Source organism: Streptomyces sp. NPDC002138, assembly GCF_040296485.1.
GTDB lineage: Bacteria > Actinomycetota > Actinomycetes > Streptomycetales > Streptomycetaceae > Streptomyces.
Genome location: NZ_JBEOXE010000007.1, coordinates 164102 through 187357 on the forward strand (window position 1 = coordinate 164102; position 23256 = coordinate 187357).

Consider the following 23256-nt stretch of genomic DNA (forward strand, 5'->3'; position numbering starts at 1 on the left):
GCTCCGCTACGGTCGGGGCATGGAGACCGTACTGCGCCCGCTGATCGTCGTCGGCGGCTCGGTCGTACTCACCCTGCTCGCCGGGTGGCTGCTCGACCTGCTGCTGCGCCGCGCCGACGCCCGGCACCGGGAGACCCCGCTGTGGGGTCTGCTGCGCCGCTGCCGCCCGCCGTTCCTGCTGCTGCTGTGGGCGGCCCTGCTGCGGGCCTCCTACCCGCAGGCCAAGGTGCTGGAGGAGCACCGGGACGGCGTCGGCCGCGCCCTCGACCTGGTGCTGATCGGGGCGGCGGCCTGGCTGCTGGTGCGGATCGCAACCGCGGCCGTGGAGTCCGTGTACGCGCGCTACGCCGCCGGGGCCACCGACCAGGCCCGGGTCCGCCGGGTCCGTACCCAGGTCACGCTCATCCAGCGGGCCGTCACGGCGATGGTCGTCGTGCTGGCCGTGGCCGCGATGCTGCTGACCTTCCCGACCATGCGGACGGTCGGCGCCTCGATGCTGGCCTCGGCGGGCGTCGTCGGCATCGTGGCGGGCATCGCGGCGCAGTCCACGCTCGGGAACCTCTTCGCCGGGCTGCAGATCGCCTTCGGCGACACCGTGCGGATCGGGGACACGGTCGTCGTGGACAAGGAGTGGGGGAAGGTCGAGGAGATCACCCTGACCTTCCTCGTGGTGCGGACCTGGGACGAGCGGCGGATCACGATGCCGGTGTCGTACTTCACCGGGAAGCCGTACGAGAACTGGTCGCGCGGCGGTGCGGAGATGACCGGGACGGTCTACCTGCACCTGGACCACCGGGCGCCGGTCGCCCTGATGCGGGAGAAGCTCCAGGACATCCTCAAGGAGCACCCCGAGTGGGACGGCCGCTCCAGCGGCCTGGTCGTCACCGACACCACCCCGCACACCATCCAGGTCCGCGCCGTGGTCACCGCGAAGGACGCCGACGACATCTGGACCCTGCGCTGCGCGGTCCGCGAGCGGCTGATCGCCTGGCTGGCCGCGGAACACCCGTACGCCCTCCCCCGGATCGCCACCTCACCGGCCGCCGAGTCGCCGGCCGAAGGTTAGCCGGAACAGCGCCCCGCCACCCGGGGCCCGCCGCGCCTCCAGCTCGGCGCCGTGCGCGCGGGCGATCTGGCGGGCCATGGCGAGGCCGAGGCCCGAGCCGGGCAGGGCGCGGGAGGCGTGCGCGCGGTAGAAGCGGTCGAAGACGTACGGGAGGTCCTCGTCCGAGATGCCCGGGCCGTGATCGCGTACGGTCAGCTCCGGGCGGCCGTCGGGAGCGGTCAGCCCGACCTCCACCGGCAGCCCCGGCGGGCTGAACTTGGCCGCGTTGTCGAGGAGGTTGGCCAGCAGCCTGCTGAGCCGGGCCGGGACGCCGGGAACCGTGCCCCCGGCCCCGCGGACCCCCTCGTCCACCCGGAGGACGAACGGGACGGCCGGCCAGTGCGTACGGGCCGCCGCCACCCCGTGTTCCAGCAGCGCGGCGAGGCGCACCTGTTCCACCAGGGGCTGTGGCTCCTCGTCCCGGGCCAGCTCGATCAGGTCGTTGACCAGCCCGGTCACCTCCCGCAGCTGACGGCCCAGCGCCCCGGCGGCCCGCTCGCGCTGCTCGGGGGTCAGCCGGTCGGCCCGGGCCAGCAGTTCGGCGTTGGTCCGCAGCGCGGTGAGCGGGGTGCGCAGCTCGTGCGAGGCGTCGGCGACCAGCCTGCGCTGGGCGGTGACGGACTGCTCCAGCTCGCCCAGCATCGTGTTGAAGCTGTCCGCGAGGCGGGTGATCTCGTCCTCCCGTCCCGGTGGCGGCAGTTCGATCCGGTGCCGGGGGTCGCGGGTCGCGGCGATCCGCGCCGCGGTGGCGGTGAGCCGGGTGACGGGCGCGAGCCCGGTGCGCGAGACCCCGTACCCGAGGGCGGCCGCGAGCAGCACCCCGGCCGCGCCCGTCAGGAGCAGCAGGTGGGCGGCGTCCGTGATGCCCGCCTCGACGGTGTCGGCGCGCAGCGCGACCTGCAGCGCCCGCCCGTCCGCGAAGTCGGTGGTCAGCATCCGGGCGGGGAACCCGGCCACCTCGATGTCCGTGTAGTAGGGCGCCCGCTCGCCCGCGGCGACCTCCCGGGCCCGCGCGCCGACCGGCAGCAGGAACCCCTGCGCCGGGTCCCGGCCCGGGTCCCGCGGCACCACCTCGGCGCAGGCGGGCGCCGCCAGGAAGCGGCACTGCCCGGCCAGGGTCCCGGGCCCCGCCCCGGGGTCGCGCTGTGCGGCGAGCCGGGCGGACTGGGTGAGGCTGAGGTCGAGCTGGTGGTAGAGCGCGGAGCGCACGACGGCGAAGGCGGCCCCGCACACCCCCAGCGCGACGAACGCGACGGCCGCGGTGACGGCGAGCGCCAGCCGGGTCCGCAGCGGGCGGCGGCGCCGCCAGGGCGCGCCGAGCTCGCGCCGGCCGCCCCGCCCGGGCCCGGGCCCGGGCCCGGGCTTGTTGCTGGGGGCGCTCACGCCGCGTCCAGCCGGTAGCCGACCCCGTGCACCGTGTGGACCAGCCGGGATTCGCCCGCCGCTTCCAGCTTCCGGCGCAGGTAACCGACGTACACGGCGAGGGAGTTGGAGTCCGGCCCGAAATCGCGCCCCCAGACCAGCTCCAGGATCAGCTCGCGCGGCAGCACCTGGCCGGGGTGGCGCAGCAGCAGTTCGAGCAGGGCGGCCTCGGTCCGGCTGAACTCCAGGCTCCGGCCGCCCCGGTGCCCGGTCCGGGTCGCCGGGTCCAGGACGAGGTCGGCGTAGCCCAGCTCGCCGGAGCCCGCGCCCGCGTCCGGCGCGGCCCGCCGCAGCAGCGCCCGGACCCGGGCCACCAGCTCGTCCAGGGCGAACGGTTTGACGAGGTAGTCGTCCGCCCCCGCCTCCAGCCCGTCGACCCGCTCGCTGACCGAGCCGAGCGCGGTGAGGACGAGTACGGGCGTACGGTCGCCCAGAGCCCGCAGCCGACGGCACACCGCGAGCCCGTCGAGCACCGGCATCATCACGTCGAGCACGAGCGCGTCGGGCTGCCAGCTCCCGACCTCGGCCAGCGCGGCCAGCCCGTCGGCGGCCCCGCGCACCTCGTACCCCTCGACCGCGAGGCCGTCCTCGACGGCGGCCCGCACCTCGGGCTCGTCGTCCACCACCAGAATCCGCTGACCGCCACTCGTCTGACCACTCATGGAACAAAGGGTGCCAAAGGGTTCTGAGAGTTCCTCTTAGAGGTCGTTTTAATCTTTCTTGGGTCGTTATCGACTGACTTGAGGACGGCTGGATGGCGCTGCAGGAGAGTCAGCAGGTGTGGCTGCGCCCGATGAGGTCTGAGGGGTGACGAATGAGGCGAGAAGCTGCTCTTGCCCGTCTCATCCCATGATGCCCGGCGAGCGGAGCCGGGTGCTTCCATCGTCATCCCTGTGCGCCTGGGCACACTCGGTCCGGCGCGGTACGCCGGAAGCATGGAGAAGCGACGTCCGTATCCGAGTGATCTGTCCGATGCCCGCTGGGAGTTGATCGAGCCAGTGCTGTCCGCCTGGCGTTTCGAGCGCCGCGGCAGGGCTCTGGACTTCGGCCGGCCTCCACGGCATGACCTGCGCGAGATCATGAACGCGATCCTCTACGTGGACCGCACCGGCTGCCAGTGGGCCTACCTCCCGCATGACTTCCCGCCACACCAAAGTGTCTACGGCTACTTCGCCAGATGGGCTGACGAGGGGGTGTTTGCCCAGCTCAACGGGGTCCTACGGCGCCTCCTGCGTGAGAAGGAAGGGCGGAACGCGGAGCCTTCGGCATGTGTGATCGACGCCCAGAGCGTCAAGACCTCCACCAGCGTTCCCGCCGCCAGCCAGGGCATCGACGCCGGCAAGAAGATCGCGGGCCGCAAACGAAGCATCGTCACCGACACGCTCGGCCTCCTCCTCACGGTGCTGGTCACCGCGGCCAGCGTGCAGGACTCCGTCGCCGGCACCCGCCTCATCGACCAGGTCGCCGCCGAACATCCCGCAATCCGCAAGGTCTGGGTCGACGGCGGCTACCGCCAACACCTCGTCGAACACGCCGCCACCCTCGGCATCGACATGGAGATCACCACCCGTACCCCCGGGACCAGGGGCTTCACCCCCATCCCCAAGCGGTGGGCGGTCGAGCGGACCTACGGCTGGCTCATGCTCCACCGACGCCTGGCCCGCGACTACGAAACCCTGCCCACCCGCTCCGCAGCCATCATCCAGCTTGCGATGACCGACCTCATGGCCCGCCGCCTCACCGGCGAGAACACCATCTCCTGGCGCGACCCAAAGAAGCCACTAAAACAGCCCATCCCTGGATGAAACAACGGATCAAAACGACCTCTTAGAGGACGTCTGGTTCGTGTAGTTCATGGGTGATTATGGTTTATGCGTCTCGCCAGGTTGGGGTGGTTTCGCCGGTTGCGCGTTTGGCGAGGGTGGAGATGGCGGCGAGGCGGATCATGCTTTCGGAGTGTTCGGGTTTGGTTTCGTAGTCGCGGGCGAGTCTGCGGTGCTGCATGATCCAGCCCAGGCTGCGTTCCACGACCCATCGGCGGGGTAGGACGGAGAAGCCCTTGACCTGGGTGTTTCTAGGGACGACGTCGACGTCGATGCCGAGTTTCGCGCCGTGTTCGACGGCCTGGTTCTTGTAGCCGGTGTCGGCCCAGACTTTGGTGATGCTTGGGTGGGCGGCTGCGGTGCGGGTGAGGAGCTGTTTGCCGGCTTCGTTGTCGGAGACGCTGGCCGCGGTGACCATGACCAGGAGTAGTAGGCCGAGGGTGTCGACGACGATGCTGCGTTTGCGGCCCACGATCTTCTTTCCTGCGTCGATGCCCTGGGTATTGAGGGGCACGGTGTGGGCGGTCTTGACGGACTGTGAGTCGATGACGCAGGCCGTTGGCTGGGGGTCGCGGCCTTCTTTCTCGCGGACCAGGCGGTGTAGACGGACTCCGAGTTGCTCGATGGTGCCGTCTGCGGTCCAGGCGGTGAAGTAGGAGAAGACGGTGGTGTGGGCGGGGAAGTCGTGTGGCAGGTAGCGCCAGGGGATGCCGGTGCGGTTGACGTAGAGGATCGCGTTCATGACTTCACGCAGGTCAGCGGCCTTGCGCCCGATGTTGAGGGAGGTCTTCTGCCGCTCGGCTCTCCAAGCGTTCAGGACCGGTTCGATCAGGGCCCAGCGGGCGTCGGACAGATCGGAGGGGTATGGCTTGCGGGCCGGCTGTGCAGTCATGACGCTACTGATACGGTCCGTAGCTCGCGGAGGGCTGTGCCGTTGCTCGACCCGGCGCCACCAAGTCCGGCATTTTCGAACCGGACAGGAGCTTTAGTCGTAAACCTGGGCGACGCGCCCGACTGGAAGCCGGACAGGCCGGGTACGAAATCGGCGGAATCGCTAGCGAATGCTGCTTCTCGGACTCTCCACAGACGGCATCAAACCGGGCTTCAACGGACAGAACATCCACTTAGAGGTCGTTTTAATCTTTCTTGGGTCGTTATCGACTGACTTGAGGACGGCTGGATGGCGCTGCAGGAGAGTCAGCAGGTGTGGCTGCGCCCGATGAGGTCTGAGGGGTGACGAATGAGGCGAGAAGCTGCTCTTGCCCGTCTCATCCCATGATGCCCGGCGAGCGGAGCCGGGTGCTTCCATCGTCATCCCTGTGCGCCTGGGCACACTCGGTCCGGCGCGGTACGCCGGAAGCATGGAGAAGCGACGTCCGTATCCGAGTGATCTGTCCGATGCCCGCTGGGAGTTGATCGAGCCAGTGCTGTCCGCCTGGCGTTTCGAGCGCCGCGGCAGGGCTCTGGACTTCGGCCGGCCTCCACGGCATGACCTGCGCGAGATCATGAACGCGATCCTCTACGTGGACCGCACCGGCTGCCAGTGGGCCTACCTCCCGCATGACTTCCCGCCACACCAAAGTGTCTACGGCTACTTCGCCAGATGGGCTGACGAGGGGGTGTTTGCCCAGCTCAACGGGGTCCTACGGCGCCTCCTGCGTGAGAAGGAAGGGCGGAACGCGGAGCCTTCGGCATGTGTGATCGACGCCCAGAGCGTCAAGACCTCCACCAGCGTTCCCGCCGCCAGCCAGGGCATCGACGCCGGCAAGAAGATCGCGGGCCGCAAACGAAGCATCGTCACCGACACGCTCGGCCTCCTCCTCACGGTGCTGGTCACCGCGGCCAGCGTGCAGGACTCCGTCGCCGGCACCCGCCTCATCGACCAGGTCGCCGCCGAACATCCCGCAATCCGCAAGGTCTGGGTCGACGGCGGCTACCGCCAACACCTCGTCGAACACGCCGCCACCCTCGGCATCGACATGGAGATCACCACCCGTACCCCCGGGACCAGGGGCTTCACCCCCATCCCCAAGCGGTGGGCGGTCGAGCGGACCTACGGCTGGCTCATGCTCCACCGACGCCTGGCCCGCGACTACGAAACCCTGCCCACCCGCTCCGCAGCCATCATCCAGCTTGCGATGACCGACCTCATGGCCCGCCGCCTCACCGGCGAGAACACCATCTCCTGGCGCGACCCAAAGAAGCCACTAAAACAGCCCATCCCTGGATGAAACAACGGATCAAAACGACCTCTTAGAACCTTCTTAGGGCGCACCGGGAGTGTGCGGGCATGACCACACCACTCTCCGTCGTGATCGGTGCGGGCGGCACCGGCGGCCACATCTATCCGGGGCTCGCGCTCGCCGAGGCGCTGCGCGCCGCCGTCCCCGGGGCGGTCATCTCGTTCATCGGGACCGAGCGCGGTCTGGAGACCGAGCTGATCCCCGGCGCGGGCTACCGGCTGCACACCGTCGACATGATCCCCTTCGACCCCGCGCTCGGCGCGAAGCGCTATCTGCTGCCCGCGGCCCTGCTGCGGTCGGCGGGCCAGGCCCGTGCGGTCATCCGCGCCCAGGGCGCGCGGGTCGTCGTCGGCATGGGCGGCTACCCGAGCGCCCCCGCCGTGCTGGGGGCCCGGCTGGCCGGGCTGCCCGCCGTGATCCACGAGTCCAACGCGGTGCCGGGCCGGGCCAACCGGTTCGCGGCCCGGCTCACCCCGCACGTCGCCGTCGCCTTCGACCGCAGCCGGGCCCACCTGACGGGCGGGGCCCGGGCGCTGACCACCGGCATGCCGATCTCCGCGGCGCTGGCCGGGCTCGCGCGGCGCGGCCACCGGGAGCGCGAGGCGCTGCGCGCCGAGGCGCGGCGGGCCCTGCGGGTGCCCGCCGGGCGGCGGCTGGTGGTGTTCAACGGGGGCAGCCTGGGCGCCGTGCGGCTGACCGGGGCCGCGGCCGCGCTGGCCGCGCTCTGGCAGGACCGTGACGACGTACAGCTGCTGATCAAGACCGGTCCGAAGGCGCTGGACACCGCCGTCGCGGACCTCATGGCCGGCGGCGGCAGCCGGGTCGCGCGGGCCGTGCCGTACCTGGACCGGATGGACCTGGTCTACGCGGCGGCGGACCTGGTGGTGTGCCGGGCGGGGTCGGCGACCGTCGCGGAACTCGCCGCGACCGGGGTCCCGGCCGTGCTGGTGCCGTATCCGCACGCGCCCGGCGACCACCAGACGCACAACGCCCGGGTGCTGTCGGACGCGGGCGCCGGTCTGCTGCTGGCGGACGGCGACACCACCGGGGAGCGGCTCGCCGCCCTCCTCGGGCCGCTGCTCGGCGATCCGGCGCGGCTGGCCGCCATGGCCGGGGCCGCGGATCCGGGCCCGCACGCGCGGGCCGCCGAACTCCTGGCCGCCGAGGTCCTGCGGGTCTGCGGCCACCCCCTTCCCTTCCCCTCCCCCTCCCTGGAGCACGCATGAGCACCGCAGCACACCCGAAGACCGCGGCCACGGCCCCCGCCACCGCCACCGCCACCGACTGGAGCGGCCGCACGGTCCTCGTCACCGGGGCGGAGGGATTCATCGGCTCCGCCCTGGTCGACCTGCTGGTGGCGCGGGGCGCCCGGGTGCGGGCCTTCGTGCACTACAAGCCGTACGCCGACAAGGGCCACCTGGCGCGCTACCTGGCCGATCCGGACGGCCCGGTCGAGATGTGGGCGGGCGACGTCCGGGACGCGGGGCGGGTCAGCGACGCGGTGGCCGGGTGCGACACCGTGTTCCACCTGGCCGCGCTGATCGGGATCCCGTACAGCTACGTGTCACCGGGCGCCTACGTCCAGACGAACGTGACCGGCACCGAGAACGTGGCCGAGGCCTGTCGGCGGCACGCCGTGCGGCGGCTGGTGCACACCTCGACCAGTGAGGTGTACGGGACGGCGCTGACCGCGCCGATCGCGGAGAGCCACCCGCTGCAGCCGCAGTCGCCGTACTCCGCGTCGAAGATCGGCGCGGACATGATGGCGCTCTCCTTCCACCACGCCTTCGGCCTGCCGGTGACGGTGGTGCGGCCGTTCAACACCTACGGCGCGCGGCAGTCGGCGCGGGCCGTGATCCCGGCGATCCTGGCGCAGCTGCACTCCGGGGCGCGGGAGGTCCGGCTGGGTTCGCTGACCCCGACGCGGGACTTCACGTACGTGACGGACACGGCCGAGGGGTTCCTCGCGGTCGCGGAGTGCGACCGGGCGCTGGGTGAGGTGGTCAACCTCGGCTCCGGGCAGGAGATCTCCATCGGCGAGCTGGCCTCGGCGCTGATCACGGCCTCGGGGCGGGACGCGGAGGTCGTGGTCGACCCGGCGCGGCTGCGGCCGTCGGGGAGCGAGGTACAGCGGCTGCTGTCGGACAACTCCCGGGCCCGCGAATGGGCGGGCTGGCACCCCCGCGTCCCCCTGTCGACAGGCCTCTCCCTGACCTCGGACTGGATCGCATCCCACCTCCCCCTCTTCGCTCCGGACCGCTACCAGGTGTAGCCGCCAATCCAGCCCCGCCCCGGCATCTCCGGCCCCGCCAAACCCAGCCCCGCCGGCGATTGAGGCGCCGCCGGAGGCGAAACCGGGCCGCGGCCGGGCCACATGCCGCACCGGGACACACCTCGGCACCGGCTACGGATTGCGGAGGCTGCGGACGTCCAGGTGGCGCAGGACCCGGTCCACGATCTCCGGATCCGCACCGGGCTCACTGCGCGCCGCAAGCACCTCGTGCCGCGCGGCGGACATCATCTCCCGCTGGATCCGCTGGACGTCCCGGATCCGCTCGACCCGCTTCGCGTACGCCGCCCGCCGCTCCTCGTCGACCATGTCGGGACTGATCCTCGCCCCGACGTCATACGCCCGCCGGTGCAATTGATCGACCAGATCGTCCGGCAGCTGCTCCACCTCCTCGATCTCCTTCAGCCGCCGCTTCGCGGCCTTCGCCGCGCGAATCGCCAGCGCCCGCTCGACATCGCGGTCCGCGTCCACATCCGCCTCCACCCCCAGCCTGCGGACCAGCCACGGCAGGGTGAGCCCCTGGAGCACCAGGGTCGCCATGATCACGGCGAAGGCGATGAAGACGATCTCGTCGCGGACCGGGAAGGGCTCCCCGGAGTCCGTCTTGTACGGGAGCGCCAGGGCCAGCGCCACCGAGGCCACCCCCCGCATCCCGGCCCACCACATGACCACGCTCTCGCGCCAGGTCAGCGGGATCTCCTCGTCGACATCGCGCCGGTCGTGCAGCTTCTGCGCCAGCCAGGACGCGGGCATCAGCCACAGCAGCCGGACCCCGACGACGACCGCGATGACGGCCGCCGCCCATCCGGCCATGTTCTCCTCGCGCCCGTGCGCCGTACCGAAGACGTTGTGCAGCTCCAGGCCGATCAGCCCGAAGGCGACGCCGGTGACGAGCATGTCGACGACTTCCCAGAAGGTGTGCCCGGCGAGCCGCCCGAGCACGTCGTCGGCGTCCGTGGCGTACTCGGCCAGGAACAGGGCGGTGACCAGCACGGCCAGTACGCCCGACCCCCGCAGCTCCTCGGCGAGCACGTACGCGACGAACGGCACCAGCAGGGTCAGCCCGATCTGGAGCGTGGCGTCGTCGAGCCGCCCCATCAGCCGGTTGGTGGCCCAGCCGAGCGCCAGGCCGACGGCCACGGCGACGACGGCGGACAGCACGAACTCACCGAGCGCGCCCGGCCAGGAGAAGCTGCCGCTGACGGCCGCGCCGACGGCCACGTGGTAGAGCACGATGGCGGTCACGTCGTTGAAGAGGCCCTCGCCCTCCAGGATCGACACCATCCGGCGGGGCAGCCCCAGCGCTCCGGCGACGGCGGTGGCCGCGACCGGGTCGGGCGGGGCGACGAGCGCACCGAGCGCGACGGCCGCGGCGATGGACATCCCGGGCACGACGGCGTGCGCGACGGCGGCCACGGCGGCGGTGGTCACGAAGACGAGGGCGACCGCGAGCAGCAGGATGGGCCGGACGTTGGCCGCGAACTGCCGCCAGGAGGTCCGTTGCACGGAGGCGTACAGCAGCGGTGGCAGCACGAGCGGCAGGATGAACTCGGGCGGGATGTCGACGTTCGGCACGACGGGAACGAGGGCCAGGATCACCCCGCCGATGGTCATCAGTACCGGCGCGGGCAGCCCGAGCCGGTCACCGAGCGGAACGGTGACGACGGCCCCGAGCAGGAGCACGAAGAGGAGGGCGAGCTGATCCACTCCCTCACTCTGCCCCATGGCGGCTGGTGAACGCGCTAGGCCTGCGGGCGCGTGCGGCCGAGCGGGGGCGGTGCCGGGGTGGCCTCCGGCGGCGCCTCAAACGCCGGCGAGGCTGAGGTGGTGGCACTGATAGGCGGCAGCGCCAGGCGCCCCGATCCAGCCTTGCCGGCGCAGGAAGCCGGGCCTCAGCCGAGCCGCATCCAGCGCCGCCGGCGTTTGCGGCGCCGCCGGAGGCAGGAGACCACCGCTAGCGCAGCGCCCGCCGCATCGCGCGGTGCGGCATGCCCGCGTCGTCGAACTCCGGGCCGTAGGCGACGTATCCCAGGCGCTCGTAGAACCCGAGTGCGTGCGTCTGCGCGCCGAGGTCCACCGCGTCCAGGCCGAGCCGCACCGCCTCGGCCTCGATCGCCCGGACCAGCGCGGCCCCCACCCCGAGCCCCCGCGCGGCCTTCGTCACGGCCAGCCGGCCGAGCGAGCCGACGCCCGCGGAGCCGGTCTTGCCGAGCGCGGCCTCGCCGTGCAGCAGCCGCCCGGTGCCGAGCGGGCCGCCCGGGCCCACGGCCAGGACGTGGACCGCGCCCGCGTCGTAGGCGTCGTACTCCAGGGACTCCGGGACGGCCTGCTCGATCACGAAGACCTCGGTCCGTACGGCGAAGCAGGCGGCCCGGTCGGCCTCCGACTCCGCGACCCGGACCTCGTACGCGACGCGATCCGCCACGCTCACTCGCTCTCGGCGCGGATCACGTCCAGCGCGTGCTGCAGGTCGGCCGGGTAGGTGCTCTCGAACTCGACCCACCGGCCGTCCGAGGGGTGCTCGAAGCCGAGCCGCACCGCGTGCAGCCACTGCCGGGTCAGGCCCAGCCGCTTGGCGATGGTCGGGTCGGCGCCGTACGTCAGGTCGCCCACGCAGGGGTGCCGGTGCGCGGACATGTGCACGCGGATCTGGTGCGTGCGGCCGGTCTCCAGCTTGATGTCCAGCAGCGAGGCCGCGCGGAACGCCTCGATCAGGTCGTAGTGCGTGACGGAGGGCTTGCCCTCCTGGGTCACGGCCCACTTCCAGTCCGAGCTGGGGTGGCGGCCGATGGGGGCGTCGATGGTGCCGCTCATCGGGTCCGGGTGGCCCTGGACCAGCGCGTGGTAGCGCTTGTCCACGACGCGCTCGCGGAACTGCTGCTTGAGCGAGGTGTAGGCGCGCTCGGACTTGGCGACGGCCATCAGGCCGGACGTACCGACGTCGAGGCGGTGCACCACGCCCTGGCGCTCGGAGGCGCCGGAGGTGGAGATCCGGTACCCGGCGGCGGCGAGGCCACCGATGACGGTGGTGCCGGTCCAGCCGGGGCTGGGGTGGGCGGCGACGCCCACGGGCTTCATGACCACCACGATGTCGTCGTCGTCGTGGACGATCTCCATGCCCTCGACGGGCTCGGCGACGAGCTCGACCGGGCGCGGCGGGGCGGGCATCTCGACTTCGAGCCAGGCGCCGCCGTGCACGCGCTCGGACTTCCCGACGACACTGCCGTCGACCGACACCTTCCCGGCCGAGGCCAGTTCGGCCGCCTTCGTCCGGGAGAACCCGAACATACGGGCGATCGCAGCGTCGATGCGCTCGCCTTCGAGGCCGTCGGGAACAGGCAGGGTTCGGATCTCGGGAATCGTACTCACCTGTCGAGTATGCAGGACAAGACCGCTCGCCCGATCCGCGATCATGCTCCGGGCGGCCCCGGGGACCGGCCGGGAGCGGCCCGGATCAGTCCTTGTGGACGGTGCCGTCCGGGTCCAGGCCCTTGAAGGACAGCAGGACGATCAGGATGCCGCCGCACACGATCGCGGAGTCCGCGAGGTTGAAGACGGCGAAGTGCGCGGGCGCGATGAAGTCGACCACGGCGCCCCGGAAGACTCCCGGGGACCGGAAGATCCGGTCGGTGAGGTTGCCGAGCGCGCCGCCGAGCAGCAGGCCGAGGGCGATCGCCCAGGGCAGGCTGTACAGCTTGCGGGCGAGGCGCACGATCACCACGATCACCCCGGCGGCGATGCAGGTGAAGATGATCGTGAAGGCCTCGCCGAAGCCGAAGGCGGCGCCGGGATTGCGGATCGCGTCGAGCTTGAGCAGATCGCCGACGAGGCGGATCGGCGCCTGGTGCTCCAGCTTCGCCACCACGAGCATCTTGCTGCCGAGGTCGAGGAGGTACGCGAGCACCGCCACGATGAGCAGCGCCGCGATCCGGCGGTGGCCCTTGGGCCGCTCGGACTCCGGCTGGGGGCTGTCGTCCCCGACCTCGGGCGTACCGATGATGCGCTCCGCCTCTGCCACGTGAGTCCCTCGAACTAGCTCGACCAGGAAGCTGTCAGGCTCCCGAAGACCCTGAACAGAACACGAGAGTACGTCAGGCGGCCGTTGGCGCGCCGCCCCCTGGTGCCGTGACCGGAAAGGTGCACCGGGTCGCGGCGCCCGGCACGGCACACCTTCCCGGCCACGGCACTAGTGGCGGCGCTCCTGCTTCTGCTTGCACTCGACGCACAGCGTGGCCCGCGGGAAGGCCTGCATCCTGGCCTTGCCGATGGCCTTCCCGCAGTTCTCGCAGAGGCCGTAGGTGCCCGCTTCCAGGCGTTCCAGGGCCCGCTCGGTCTGCTCCAGCATGTCGCGGGCGTTGGCCGCGAGAGCCATCTCTGACTCGCGGGTGATGTTCTTGGTGCCCGTGTCGGCCTGGTCGTCGCCCGCGCCGTCGCCGGAGTCCCGCATCAGGCCCGAGATGGCCTGCTCGGAGGCGCTCAGCTCGCCGCGCAGCCGCAGTACCTCCGCGGTCAGCTCCGTACGGGCCTCGGCGGCCTCCTCCGGGGTCCAGGGTTCCTCGCCCGGCCGTACGGCGAGCCCGCCGGGCCCGCTCGCGGCCGCGGCGGCCTTGGTGACCGAGGCGCGCGTCTTGGGCAGCCCGCTCGTCGCGGCCGTGGCCGTCTTCCTGGCCGTGCCCGTGCTCTTCTTGGCAACCACTTTCCCGGCTCCCGTCTCTTCCACGGCCGGTGTGGCCGTGGCGTTCTTCGCGGTCGTCTTGGCGGTGCGCTTGCTCTCGGTCGGGCTGCTCTTCCTGGCCGTGCTCTTGGCGGCCGCGGCCTTCTTCGCGACCTTCTGTGCGACCTTCTTCACCGGTTCCGCCGACGCCTCGTTCGCTGACGCCGTCTTCTTCGCGGCGGTCTTCTTCGCCACCATGGCCGCGGCCCCTTCACATACTGTGATATTGCACGCGAATCGTGGTGGGACGATAAATCGACTCGGGCCCCGCGGCAACGGGGCGCGCGTCCGCCGAGTCCGACCTGCATCCGTTGTGCCCAGCTCCGGGCCCGATAATCCGGTCCTACCGGCGCGCCGGAGCCCGGACGGGCGCGTCCGGCCGTTCGGGTCATTTACGAGCCCCCCCTCGCGCCCCCCGTAAACCGGTCTGCCGGGCGGCCCCTGGGCCCGTACACTGGGCCCAGCGAAAGGCATGGATGGGGACGAGTAGCGTCGGACGCAGCCAGGAGCGACCCGGGGACGGTGAGAGCCCGGGGGCGAGCGCGATGCGAAGGATCACCCCGGAGCCGCCGGAAGAAAGTCCGTACGGGCCCCCAGGGCGCCGGCCGGGCGAGTAGAACCGGCTCGCACCCCAATGAGGGGGTCACCGGATCCGTCCGGCGGCCAAGGAGGGTGGTACCGCGGGAGCACGCTCTCGTCCCTCCGACGGAGATCTCACGCCGCCGGAGGAAGACGCCTGATGACCACCCCGCCGCAATCGCCGCAGTACCGCCAGGTGCCCGCGCAGGTCGACCTGCCCGCCCTGGAACACGCCGTCCTGGACTTCTGGCGCGAGAGCGACACCTTCGCCAAGACTCTGGCGCAGTCCGAGGGCCGCCCCGAGTGGGTCTTCTACGAGGGCCCGCCCACCGCCAACGGCATGCCCGGCGCGCACCACATCGAGGCCCGCGTCTTCAAGGACGTCTTCCCCCGCTTCCGCACCATGCGCGGCTACCACGTGGCGCGCAAGGCCGGCTGGGACTGCCACGGCCTGCCGGTCGAGCTCGCCGTCGAGAAGGAGCTGGGCTTCAACGGCAAGAAGGACATCGAGGCGTACGGCATCGCCGAGTTCAACGACAAGTGCCGTGACTCGGTGACCCGCCACACCGACGCCTTCGCCGAGCTCACGACCCGCATGGGCTACTGGGTCGACCTCGACGACGCCTACGTGACGATGGACCCCGAGTACATCGAGTCCGTGTGGTGGTCGCTCAAGGAGATCTTCAACAAGGGGCTGCTGACCCAGGACCACCGGGTCGCCCCCTGGTGCCCCCGCTGCGGCACCGGCCTCTCCGACCACGAGCTGGCCCAGGGCTACGAGACGGTCGTCGACCCCTCCGTCTTCGTCCGCTTCCCGCTGACCAGCGGCCCCCTCGCCGGTCAGGCCGCGCTGCTGGTCTGGACGACCACCCCGTGGACCCTGGTGTCGAACACCGCGGTGGCCGCGCACCCCGAGGTCACCTACGTCGTCGCCTCCAACGGCGACGAGCGCCTCGTCGTCGCCGAACCGCTGCTGGAGAAGGCGCTCGGCGAGGACTGGGTCACCACCGGCGAGTCCTTCACCGGCAAGGAGATGGAGCGCTGGACCTACCAGCGCCCCTTCGAGCTGGTGGAATTCCCGGCCGAGGCCCACTACGTCGTGAACGCCGAGTACGTCACGACCGAGGACGGCACCGGTCTGGTCCACCAGTCCCCCGCCTTCGGCGCCGACGACCTCGCGGTCTGCCGCGCGTACGGCCTGCCGGTCGTGAACCCGGTCCGCCCCGACGGCACCTTCGAGGAGGACGTCCCGCTGGTCGGCGGCGTCTTCTTCAAGAAGGCCGACGAGAAGCTGACCGCCGACCTCGACGCGCGCGGCCTGCTCTTCAAGCACATCGCCTACGAGCACAGCTACCCGCACTGCTGGCGCTGCCACACGGCGCTGCTCTACTACGCGCAGCCGTCCTGGTACATCCGCACCACCGCCGTCAAGGACGCGATGCTGCGGGAGAACGAGAAGACGAACTGGTACCCGGACTCGGTCAAGCAGGGCCGCTTCGGCGACTGGCTGAACAACAACATCGACTGGGCGCTGTCCCGCAACCGCTACTGGGGCACCCCGCTGCCGATCTGGCGCTGCGAGGAGAACCACCTCACCTGCGTCGGCTCGCGCGCCGAGCTGAGCGAGCTGACCGGGACGGACCTCTCGTCCCTGGACCCGCACCGCCCGTACATCGACGACGTCACCTTCCCCTGCACGGCGGAGGGCTGCTCCCTCACCTCCGTCCGCGTGCCGGAGGTCATCGACGCCTGGTACGACTCGGGTTCGATGCCGTTCGCGCAGTGGGGCTACCCGTACAAGAACAAGGAGATCTTCGAGAAGCGCTACCCGGCGCAGTTCATCTCGGAGGCGATCGACCAGACCCGCGGGTGGTTCTACACCCTGATGGCGGTCGGCACCCTGGTCTTCGACAAGTCCTCGTACGAGAACGTCGTCTGCCTGGGCCACATCCTGGCCGAGGACGGCCGCAAGATGTCCAAGCACCTGGGCAACATCCTCCAGCCCATCCCGCTCATGGACCAGCACGGCGCCGACGCCGTGCGCTGGTTCATGGCGGCGGGCGGCTCCCCGTGGGCGGCGCGCCGCGTCGGCCACGGCACGATCCAGGAGGTCGTGCGCAAGACCCTCCTCACGTACTGGAACACGGTGGCCTTCCAGGCCCTGTACGCCCGTACGTCGAACTGGGCGCCCAGCGCAGCCGACCCGGCTCCGGCCGACCGCACGGTGCTGGACCGCTGGCTGCTCTCCGAGCTGCACACGCTGACGCGGGACGTCACCGAGGCGCTGGAGGCGTACGACACGCAGCGGGCGGGCAAGCTGCTCTCCTCCTTCGTGGACGACCTCTCGAACTGGTACGTGCGCCGCTCGCGCCGCCGGTTCTGGCAGGGCGACGCGGCGGCGCTGCGCACCCTGCACGACGTGATCGAGACGGTCACCCGGCTGATGGCTCCGCTGACCCCCTTCATCACGGAGCGGGTGTGGCAGGACATGGTCGTACCGGTGACCCCGGGCGCCCCGGAGTCGGTGCACCTCTCCAGCTGGCCGGAGTCGGACGCCTCGCAGGTCGACGCCTCGCTCTCGCAGCAGATGCTGCTGGTGCGCCGGCTCGTCGAGCTGGGCCGGGCGACCCGCGCCGAGTCGGGCGTCAAGACCCGCCAGCCGCTGTCGCGCGCGCTGGTCGGCGCGGCCGGCTTCGACGCCCTCTCCCCCGACCTCCACTCCCAGATCACGGAGGAGCTGAACGTCTCCTCCCTGGCCTCCCTGTCGGAGGTCGGCGGGTCCCTGGTGGACACGACGGCGAAGGCGAACTTCCGGGCGCTCGGCAAGCGCTTCGGCAAGGGCGTGCAGGACGTGGCGAAGGCCGTCGCCGCGGCCGACGCGGCCGAGCTCTCGCTGGCGCTGCGGTCCGGCTCCGCGGTCATCTCGCTGAACGGCGAGGAGGTCTCGCTCTCGCCGGAGGAGGTCATCATCACGGAGACCCCGCGCGAGGGCTGGTCGGTGGCGTCCGACTCGGGCGCGACGGTGGCGCTCGACCTGGAGATCACGCCGGAGCTGCGGCTGGCGGGGCTGGCGCGTGACGCGATCCGGCTGATCCAGGAGGCCCGGAAGAACTCCGGCCTCGACGTGGCCGACCGGATCGCCCTGCGCTGGTCCTCCACGGACCCGGAGGTCGTCACGGCCCTGACGGACCACGCGGGTCTGATCGCGGACGAGGTCCTCGCGACGGACTACGCCTCCGGCGAAGCGGACGCCACGTACGGCGCCCCCTTCGAGGACGCCCCCCTGTCCCTGACCTTCCGCCTCCGCAAGGCCTGACCGAAGTGGCCCGGCGCCCCCCAGGGGGCCCGGGCCACCCCCTGCCCCGGGCCTCACCACCGGGTCCTCAAACGCCGGACGGGCTCAATGCGCCTCCGGCGGGCCCTCAATCGCCGGGCAGGCTTGATTTCCCCACACCCCGCCGCCCAGCCGGCCCACCCCACAGCCCGAACCACGAGGCACCAGCCCCACTCCCAGCCTCGCCGGCGATTGAGGCGCCGCCGGAGGCGAGGACCGGCCGGACCCTGGGCCCCCACCCCAGCCACCTCCACCCCACGGCCCGAACCACGAGGCACCCGCCCAGCCACTCCCAGCCCCGCCGGCGATTGAGGCGCCGCCGGAGGCCAGGCCCGGCCGGACCCTGGGCCCCACCCCAGCCACCTCCACCCCAACGGGCCGAACCATGGGGGCCCACCCCAGCCACCTCCACCCCCACAGCCCGAACCACGAGGCACCCGCCCAGCCACTCCCAGCCCCGCCGGCGATTGAGGCGCCGCCGGAGGCGAGGGGGTGCGGGGCGGCACGGCCTCGGGTACGGAAAACGGGCCGGGCCCCGGGTTCCAGAAGGAACCCGGGGCCCGGCCCGACCGTCTGCCGACGGGTGAGGCGCGCCTAGTTGTCGTCCTCGTCGATCAGGAAGCCCCGCATCGGCGACGGCGCCTGCTGCATCGGCTGCGGCGCAACCGGCCGCACCGGAGCCATCGGCTGCGTCATCGCGGGAGACATCTGCTGCTGGCCACCGTAGGAGGGACCACCCATCGGGGACGGGCCGCCCATCGGGGAGGGACCACCCATGGAGGGCGGGCCGCCCATGGAGTGACCCATCGCTCCGGCCGGAGCCATCGACGGCGCCGGCGACGGCGGCAGCGAGGCGGTGGCCGGGGTGCGCGGCGGCGCGAGGGAGTCGTCGGCCTGGGTCTCCAGCTGGCGCAGCTGGCTCTCCAGGTAGGACTTCAGACGCGTGCGGTACTCACGCTCGAAGCCCCGCAGGTCCTCGACCTTGCGCTCCAGCGTGGCACGGGCGGACTCCAGGGAGCCCATCGCGACGCGGTGCTTCTCCTGCGCGTCCCGCTCCAGCGCGTCGGCCTTGGCACGGGCGTCCCGCTCCAGACCCTCGGCGCGCGAACGGGCCTCGCCGACGATCTTGTTGGCCTCGGAACGGGCCTCCGCGATCGCCTGGTCGGCGGTCTGCTGCGCCAGGGACAGGACGCGGGCGGCGCTGTCGCCACCGGGACCCTGCTGCGGGAGCTGCGGCTGCTGCTGCTGGTGCATCGGCTGCATCTGCTGGCCCATGGGCTGCATCTGCTGCCCCATCGGCTGGCCCATCTGCTGCTGCTGCATGGGCTGCATCTGCTGGCCCATCTGCTGCTGCATCTGCTGCTGCTGCATCTGCTGGCCGAGCTGGTTCTGGCCGCCCATGGACTGCTGTCCGGCCATGGGGTGCTGCTGCATGGGGCCACCCATCGGGCCAGGACCCTGCGGTCCGTGACCACCGGGGCCGGCCGGCAGCTGCGGCTGCCCGCCCTGCAGCTGGGGCGGACCCATCTGCTGGGGCTGCTGCTGCTGCGGCGGGCCGGATATGGCCGCGGGGACCGGGGCGCCCGGGCCTCGCTGGTCCTGGGGCTCCGGCTTGCGCATGCCCTGCTGCTGCTGGTTCTGCGCGGCGGCACGCGTGGCGGCCGCCAGCTTGGCGCGCAGATCCTCGTTCTCGCGGAGCAGGCGCGTCAGTTCGCCTTCGACCTCGTCGAGGAAGGCGTCAACCTCGTCCTCGTCGTAGCCTTCTCGGAGGCGAACGGTCGTGAACTGCTTGTTCCGCACGTCCTCGGGGGTCAGCGGCATCTCTTCTTCACCTCTACGTAGTCGTCGGCAGTCGGCAAGACCGTATCGTTCACACGCTTCTCGCTGCGGTGCTCACGAAACTGATGAGGATGTAAACGATGATCATCAGAACGAAGAAGGACAGGTCGAGTGCCACGCCCCCGAGACGCAACGGCGGGATGAACCGCCGAAGAAGCTTGAGCGGTGGATCGGTGACAGTGTAGGTGGCCTCCAGAACGACCACCATCGCCTTGCCAGGCGCCCACGAGGGGGCGAACTGGAAGACGTAGTCCATGACCAGTCGGAAGATCAGCACGATGAGGAAGCACATCAGCGCGATGTAGACAACCTCCAGAGCCACGCCCATCCCGCGCTTCCCTCTCCCCTTGCCGTCGCTGTCCGGCCTCCCGGCCGGGCCGTTCGTTCCGGTCCCGTGTCTTAACTCGTCGGTCTAGCTTTGGTTGAAGAACCCGCCCTCCGCAATGCGGGCCTTGTCCTCCGCCGTGACATCGACGTTAGCAGGCGACAGCAGGAACACCTTCTGTGTCACGCGTTCAATACTGCCGTGCAAACCGAACACGAGACCGGCCGCGAAGTCGACGAGACGCTTCGCATCGGTGTCGTCCATCTCCGTGAGATTCATGATCACCGGGGTGCCCTCACGGAAGTGTTCCCCGATGGTACGGGCCTCGTTGTACGTCCGGGGGTGCAGCGTGGTGATGCGGTAGGGCTCCCGCTCGGAGACGACCTTGGGCATGATCACGGGGGCGTTCTTCTCCATGGTGGGGCGTTCAGGTGTGATGGATGCCACGGGTGCAATTCGCGGCGATCGTCCGTTTTCTACCGGGATTGCGATGGGTTCGCGCTGCGCCGGGGGCTGGACGATTCGTACCGGTTCGTCCTGTACGGGCGGTTGGTGCGATACGGGCTGCTGCCGTCGGTCCCTGTCGCGGACTCGTTCCGGTTCCGGCTCGGGTTCGAACTCGTCGTCGGGGTCGTACCCCGGGTTGTCGTACCGGTCGTCCTCCACGAGGCCGAGGTAGACCGCCATCTTGCGCATCGCGCCGGCCATTCTCTGAGTCCTCCGCTCTGTGGTGGATCGCCCTGTCGCAGGTGTCGCAGGTGTCGTTTCGCCATGTCACCAAAGTCACCAACTGCCCGCGATCCACGTGGTCTGTCCGCTCATCAGCGGAAATGACCATATTTTCTGCTGTGGTCCGACTTTCTTCGCGACGTTACCCGAGCCGGGCCCTCGCGCCGAGTACCGCAGTGCCGACGCGTACATGTGTCGCACCGGCCATGACGGCCTGTTCCAGGTCGGCGCTCATCCCGGCCGAGACCATCGTGGCAGCAGGATGGTCCGCGCGCAGCTGGGATGACAATTCCAGCAACCGCTCGAAGGCGGCCTGTTCGCGTCCCGCGTAGGGACCGGCCAGCGGCGCGACCGTCATCAGACCGTCGATCCGCAGTCCGGGCGCCGCCGCGAGGAGGTCCGCCAGCTCCGGCATCAGGTCCGGCGCCGCGCCGCCCCGCTCCCCGCGCTCCCCCGACCCGGCGTCGAGCGCGATCTGTACGAGGCAGCCGAGTTCGCGTCCGGACTTCACCGCGGCCGCCGAGAGGGCGGGCACCAGCCTGGCCCGGTCGACGGACTGCACGACATGCGCGTATCCGGCCACCGAACGGACTTTGTTCGTCTGCAACTGACCGACGAAGTGCCAGCTGAGCGGCAGATCCGCGCAGGCGGCGGCCTTGGGGGCGGCGTCCTGGTCGCGATTCTCGGCCACATGACGGACACCCAGGTCCGCCAGCAGACGTACGTCGCTCGCGGGGTACGTCTTGGTGACCACGATCAGGGTCACCTCGTCCCGTGCCCGGCCGGCCGCCGCACAGGCGGCCGTGATGCGTTCCTCCACCCGCTCGAGGTTCGCGGCCAGCTCCGCCTTGCGGTCAGTCATCCGTCAGTCCCCCAGATTCCGTCGGGGAGGACCCGAGCCAGACGTATCCGGCGAGCCGCCCGGTCACCCGGTCGCGGCGGTACGAGAAGTGGTCCCCCGACTCCAGTGTGCAGACCGGGGAACGGTGGGCGTTCACCACCCCCGCCGCCGCGAGCTGCGCGTGCACTCCGGCCACCACGTCGACGGCCGGGGTTCCCCAGCTGGTCTCGGCGTAGGCCTCGGGCACGACCGCGGCGACGTCCGCCCGCATCGCGGCGGGGACTTCGTAGCACCGGCCGCAGACGGCGGGCCCGGTACGGGCCACCATCCGCTCGGGTTCGGCGCCGAGGGAGACCATCGCCGCCACCGCGGCGGGCACCACTCCGGCGACCAGTCCGGGCCGCCCCGCGTGGGCGGCGGCCACCACCCCGGCGACGGGGTCGGCCAGCAGGACGGGGGTGCAGTCGGCGGTGAGGACCGCGAGGGCGAGCCCCCGACGGGTGGTCACCACCGCGTCCACGGCGGGAACCTCCTGGCCGGCCGCCCACGGGCCGTCGACCACGGCGACGTCCCGCCCGTGCACCTGGTTCATCCAGACCACCCCGTCCGGGGCGAGGCCCAGGGTTCGCGCGGCGAGCGCGCGGTTGGCCCGGACGGCCTCGGGGTCGTCGCCGACCGCCCCGCCGAGGTTGAGCTCCTCATACGGAACGGCGCTCCCCCCGCCCCACCTGTCGGTGAAAGCGAAGTGGGCGCCGCTCACGGTGTGCTGCTCTATCGTCACTTCAAGAAATCCGGGACATCCAGCTCTTCGGCCGGGCTGTCCTGGTACGGACGGGCCGTCGGGACCTGCGGCGGCGTGGGGAGCGCGGCCTCGGCGGGGGCCACCTCGACCGGTACCTGCACGTCCTCGCGCGGGGTCACCGAGCCGAGACCGCCGAAGGCCGGACGGACCGGCTCCGCGGCGCGGACCGGCGGGGCCGGCTCCTCGCGCTTGGTGGACGCGGCGCCGATGACGTTGTCCCGGCGGGCCGGGGGCTGTCCGCCGTCGAACCCGGCCGCGATGACGGTGACCCGCACCTCGTCGCCGAGCGCGTCGTCGATGACCGCACCGAAGATGATGTTCGCCTCGGGGTGCGCGGCCTCGCTGACCAGCTGGGCCGCCTCGTTGATCTCGAAGAGACCGAGGTCGGATCCACCGGAGATGGAGAGCAGCACGCCGCGGGCTCCGTCGATGGACGCTTCCAGCAGCGGCGAGGAGATCGCCATCTCGGCGGCGGCCACGGCGCGGTCGTCGCCGCGGGCGGAGCCGATGCCCATGAGCGCCGAGCCCGCCTCGGACATCACGGACTTGACGTCCGCGAAGTCGAGGTTGATCAGACCCGGCGTGGTGATGAGATCGGTGATGCCCTGGACGCCCGACAGCAGGACCTGGTCCGCCGACTTGAAGGCGTCGAGGACGCTGACCTGCCGGTCCGAGATGGACAGCAGCCGGTCGTTGGGGATGACGATGAGGGTGTCGACCTCTTCGCGGAGTTCGGCGATGCCGTCCTCCGCCTGGTTGGCGCGCCGGCGGCCTTCGAAGGTGAAGGGCCGGGTGACCACACCGATCGTCAGGGCGCCGAGCGAGCGCGCGATGTTGGCGACCACGGGGGCGCCGCCGGTACCGGTGCCGCCGCCTTCACCGGCGGTGACGAAGACCATGTCGGCCCCCTTGAGGACCTCCTCGATCTCCTCGCGGTGGTCCTCTGCCGCCTTGCGGCCGACGGCCGGGTTGGCTCCGGCGCCGAGGCCCCGGGTGAGTTCGCGGCCGACGTCGAGCTTGACGTCGGCGTCGCTCATCAACAGCGCCTGGGCGTCGGTGTTGATGGCGATGAACTCGACGCCCTTGAGACCGACCTCGATCATTCGGTTGATGGCATTGACACCACCGCCGCCGACACCGATGACCTTGATGACTGCGAGGTAGTTCTGCGGTGCTGCCACGTCGAAGGCCTCTCGCCTCGAGTTACGTG

20 protein-coding genes are annotated in these 23256 nt (G+C 71.3%); 6 read left to right on the forward strand and 14 right to left on the reverse strand.

Annotated features, from left to right (window positions below; genetic code table 11):
* Positions 1-19 precede the first annotated feature (19 nt).
* Positions 20-1066 carry a mechanosensitive ion channel family protein gene (locus ABT084_RS06945; protein ID WP_351038843.1) on the forward strand — a complete coding sequence of 349 codons (1047 nt, stop codon included), beginning with the start codon at positions 20-22 and terminating at the stop codon, positions 1064-1066.
* Here ABT084_RS06945 and ABT084_RS06950 read toward each other — a convergent pair.
* Together ABT084_RS06950 and ABT084_RS06955 are read right to left on the reverse strand one after the other, a co-directional pair.
* Positions 1034-2488 (reverse strand): sensor histidine kinase, encoded by a 1455-nt coding sequence (locus ABT084_RS06950; protein WP_351038845.1) that lies wholly within the window; start codon positions 2486-2488, stop codon positions 1034-1036. The two genes, ABT084_RS06945 and ABT084_RS06950, sit on opposite strands and share 33 nt — an antisense overlap.
* Entirely contained in the window at positions 2485-3189 is a 705-nt protein-coding gene (locus ABT084_RS06955) for a response regulator transcription factor (RefSeq protein ID WP_351038847.1), read from the reverse strand. The genes ABT084_RS06950 and ABT084_RS06955 overlap by 4 nt, the downstream gene beginning before the upstream one ends.
* Positions 3190-3462: 273 nt before the next feature.
* Here ABT084_RS06955 and ABT084_RS06960 point away from each other — a divergent pair, with 273 nt between their 5' ends.
* Positions 3463-4332, forward strand: coding sequence for an IS5 family transposase (locus ABT084_RS06960; RefSeq protein ID WP_351038849.1), 870 nt, complete (start codon positions 3463-3465; stop codon positions 4330-4332).
* 64 nt (positions 4333-4396) lie between these two features.
* Here the strand turns inward: ABT084_RS06960 and ABT084_RS06965 are convergent, their stop codons facing one another.
* Entirely contained in the window at positions 4397-5242 is an 846-nt protein-coding gene (locus ABT084_RS06965; RefSeq protein ID WP_351038851.1) for an IS5 family transposase, read from the reverse strand.
* Between the two features lie 469 nt (positions 5243-5711).
* On the opposite strand from ABT084_RS06965, the gene ABT084_RS06970 reads away from it, so the two are divergent.
* Genes ABT084_RS06970 through ABT084_RS06980 form a run of 3 tightly spaced genes read left to right on the forward strand, consistent with a single transcriptional unit; the run spans position 5712 to position 8865 of the window.
* Positions 5712-6581 carry an IS5 family transposase gene (locus tag ABT084_RS06970; protein WP_351038849.1) on the forward strand — a complete coding sequence of 290 codons (870 nt, stop codon included), beginning with the start codon at positions 5712-5714 and terminating at the stop codon, positions 6579-6581.
* A 59-nt stretch (positions 6582-6640) separates the two neighbouring features.
* The gene (locus ABT084_RS06975) at positions 6641-7819 is read left to right on the forward strand and encodes a UDP-N-acetylglucosamine--N-acetylmuramyl-(pentapeptide) pyrophosphoryl-undecaprenol N-acetylglucosamine transferase (RefSeq protein WP_351038853.1); all 1179 of its coding nucleotides are present in this window, start codon (positions 6641-6643) and stop codon (positions 7817-7819) included.
* Positions 7816-8865 carry an SDR family NAD(P)-dependent oxidoreductase gene (locus ABT084_RS06980; protein WP_351038855.1) on the forward strand — a complete coding sequence of 350 codons (1050 nt, stop codon included), beginning with the start codon at positions 7816-7818 and terminating at the stop codon, positions 8863-8865. Before ABT084_RS06975 ends, ABT084_RS06980 begins: the two co-directional genes overlap by 4 nt.
* A gap of 132 nt (positions 8866-8997) precedes the next feature.
* On the opposite strand, the gene ABT084_RS06985 is transcribed toward ABT084_RS06980, so the two are convergent.
* The 5 genes from ABT084_RS06985 to ABT084_RS07005 all read right to left on the reverse strand — a co-directional run bounded on the left by ABT084_RS06985 (position 8998) and on the right by ABT084_RS07005 (position 13795).
* Positions 8998-10590: a Na+/H+ antiporter gene (locus ABT084_RS06985; RefSeq protein ID WP_351038857.1), complete on the reverse strand. Its 1593-nt coding sequence runs from the start codon at positions 10588-10590 to the stop codon at positions 8998-9000.
* A 247-nt stretch (positions 10591-10837) separates the two neighbouring features.
* Complete coding sequence (locus tag ABT084_RS06990; protein ID WP_351038859.1) at positions 10838-11308, reverse strand: GNAT family N-acetyltransferase; 471 nt, start codon at positions 11306-11308, stop codon at positions 10838-10840.
* Positions 11309-11310: 2 nt separating this feature from the next.
* The gene (locus tag ABT084_RS06995) at positions 11311-12252 is read right to left on the reverse strand and encodes an RluA family pseudouridine synthase (protein WP_351038861.1); all 942 of its coding nucleotides are present in this window, start codon (positions 12250-12252) and stop codon (positions 11311-11313) included.
* Positions 12253-12337: 85 nt separating this feature from the next.
* The gene (gene lspA / locus ABT084_RS07000; protein WP_351038863.1) at positions 12338-12901 is read right to left on the reverse strand and encodes a signal peptidase II; all 564 of its coding nucleotides are present in this window, start codon (positions 12899-12901) and stop codon (positions 12338-12340) included.
* A 168-nt stretch (positions 12902-13069) separates the two neighbouring features.
* On the reverse strand, positions 13070-13795 hold the full coding sequence (locus ABT084_RS07005; RefSeq protein WP_351038865.1) for a TraR/DksA family transcriptional regulator: 726 nt from the start codon (positions 13793-13795) through the stop codon (positions 13070-13072).
* A gap of 541 nt (positions 13796-14336) precedes the next feature.
* Between ABT084_RS07005 and ileS the strand changes: the two genes are divergently transcribed.
* Positions 14337-17492, forward strand: coding sequence for an isoleucine--tRNA ligase (gene ileS / locus ABT084_RS07010; protein WP_351038867.1), 3156 nt, complete (start codon positions 14337-14339; stop codon positions 17490-17492).
* Between the two features lie 612 nt (positions 17493-18104).
* On the opposite strand, the gene ABT084_RS07015 is transcribed toward ileS, so the two are convergent.
* The 6 genes from ABT084_RS07015 to ftsZ all read right to left on the reverse strand — a co-directional run bounded on the left by ABT084_RS07015 (position 18105) and on the right by ftsZ (position 23227).
* On the reverse strand, positions 18105-19331 hold the full coding sequence (locus ABT084_RS07015) for a DivIVA domain-containing protein (RefSeq protein WP_351038869.1): 1227 nt from the start codon (positions 19329-19331) through the stop codon (positions 18105-18107).
* Between the two features lie 49 nt (positions 19332-19380).
* Positions 19381-19677 carry a YggT family protein gene (locus tag ABT084_RS07020; protein ID WP_351038871.1) on the reverse strand — a complete coding sequence of 99 codons (297 nt, stop codon included), beginning with the start codon at positions 19675-19677 and terminating at the stop codon, positions 19381-19383.
* Between the two features lie 84 nt (positions 19678-19761).
* Entirely contained in the window at positions 19762-20382 is a 621-nt protein-coding gene (locus ABT084_RS07025; protein WP_351038873.1) for a cell division protein SepF, read from the reverse strand.
* Between the two features lie 163 nt (positions 20383-20545).
* Entirely contained in the window at positions 20546-21265 is a 720-nt protein-coding gene (locus ABT084_RS07030; protein WP_351038875.1) for a YggS family pyridoxal phosphate-dependent enzyme, read from the reverse strand.
* Positions 21258-22004, reverse strand: coding sequence for a peptidoglycan editing factor PgeF (pgeF, locus tag ABT084_RS07035; RefSeq protein ID WP_351038916.1), 747 nt, complete (start codon positions 22002-22004; stop codon positions 21258-21260). The genes ABT084_RS07030 and pgeF overlap by 8 nt, the downstream gene beginning before the upstream one ends.
* Before the next feature lie 17 nt (positions 22005-22021).
* Positions 22022-23227 (reverse strand): cell division protein FtsZ, encoded by a 1206-nt coding sequence (gene ftsZ, locus ABT084_RS07040; protein ID WP_351038877.1) that lies wholly within the window; start codon positions 23225-23227, stop codon positions 22022-22024.
* Positions 23228-23256 lie beyond the last annotated feature (29 nt).

Coding starts and splice junctions, on each gene's coding strand:
- ABT084_RS06945 (WP_351038843.1), top strand. CDS start 20: ATGGAGACCGTACTGCGCCCGCTGATCGTCGTCGGCGGCTCGGTCGTA.
- ABT084_RS06955 (WP_351038847.1), bottom strand. CDS start 3,189: ATGAGTGGTCAGACGAGTGGCGGTCAGCGGATTCTGGTGGTGGACGAC.
- ABT084_RS06960 (WP_351038849.1), top strand. CDS start 3,463: ATGGAGAAGCGACGTCCGTATCCGAGTGATCTGTCCGATGCCCGCTGG.
- ABT084_RS06965 (WP_351038851.1), bottom strand. CDS start 5,242: ATGACTGCACAGCCGGCCCGCAAGCCATACCCCTCCGATCTGTCCGAC.
- ABT084_RS06970 (WP_351038849.1), top strand. CDS start 5,712: ATGGAGAAGCGACGTCCGTATCCGAGTGATCTGTCCGATGCCCGCTGG.
- ABT084_RS06975 (WP_351038853.1), top strand. CDS start 6,641: ATGACCACACCACTCTCCGTCGTGATCGGTGCGGGCGGCACCGGCGGC.
- ABT084_RS06980 (WP_351038855.1), top strand. CDS start 7,816: ATGAGCACCGCAGCACACCCGAAGACCGCGGCCACGGCCCCCGCCACC.
- ABT084_RS07005 (WP_351038865.1), bottom strand. CDS start 13,795: ATGGTGGCGAAGAAGACCGCCGCGAAGAAGACGGCGTCAGCGAACGAG.
- ileS (WP_351038867.1), top strand. CDS start 14,337: ATGACCACCCCGCCGCAATCGCCGCAGTACCGCCAGGTGCCCGCGCAG.
- ABT084_RS07015 (WP_351038869.1), bottom strand. CDS start 19,331: ATGCCGCTGACCCCCGAGGACGTGCGGAACAAGCAGTTCACGACCGTT.
- ABT084_RS07020 (WP_351038871.1), bottom strand. CDS start 19,677: ATGGGCGTGGCTCTGGAGGTTGTCTACATCGCGCTGATGTGCTTCCTC.
- ABT084_RS07025 (WP_351038873.1), bottom strand. CDS start 20,382: ATGGCCGGCGCGATGCGCAAGATGGCGGTCTACCTCGGCCTCGTGGAG.
- ABT084_RS07030 (WP_351038875.1), bottom strand. CDS start 21,265: ATGACTGACCGCAAGGCGGAGCTGGCCGCGAACCTCGAGCGGGTGGAG.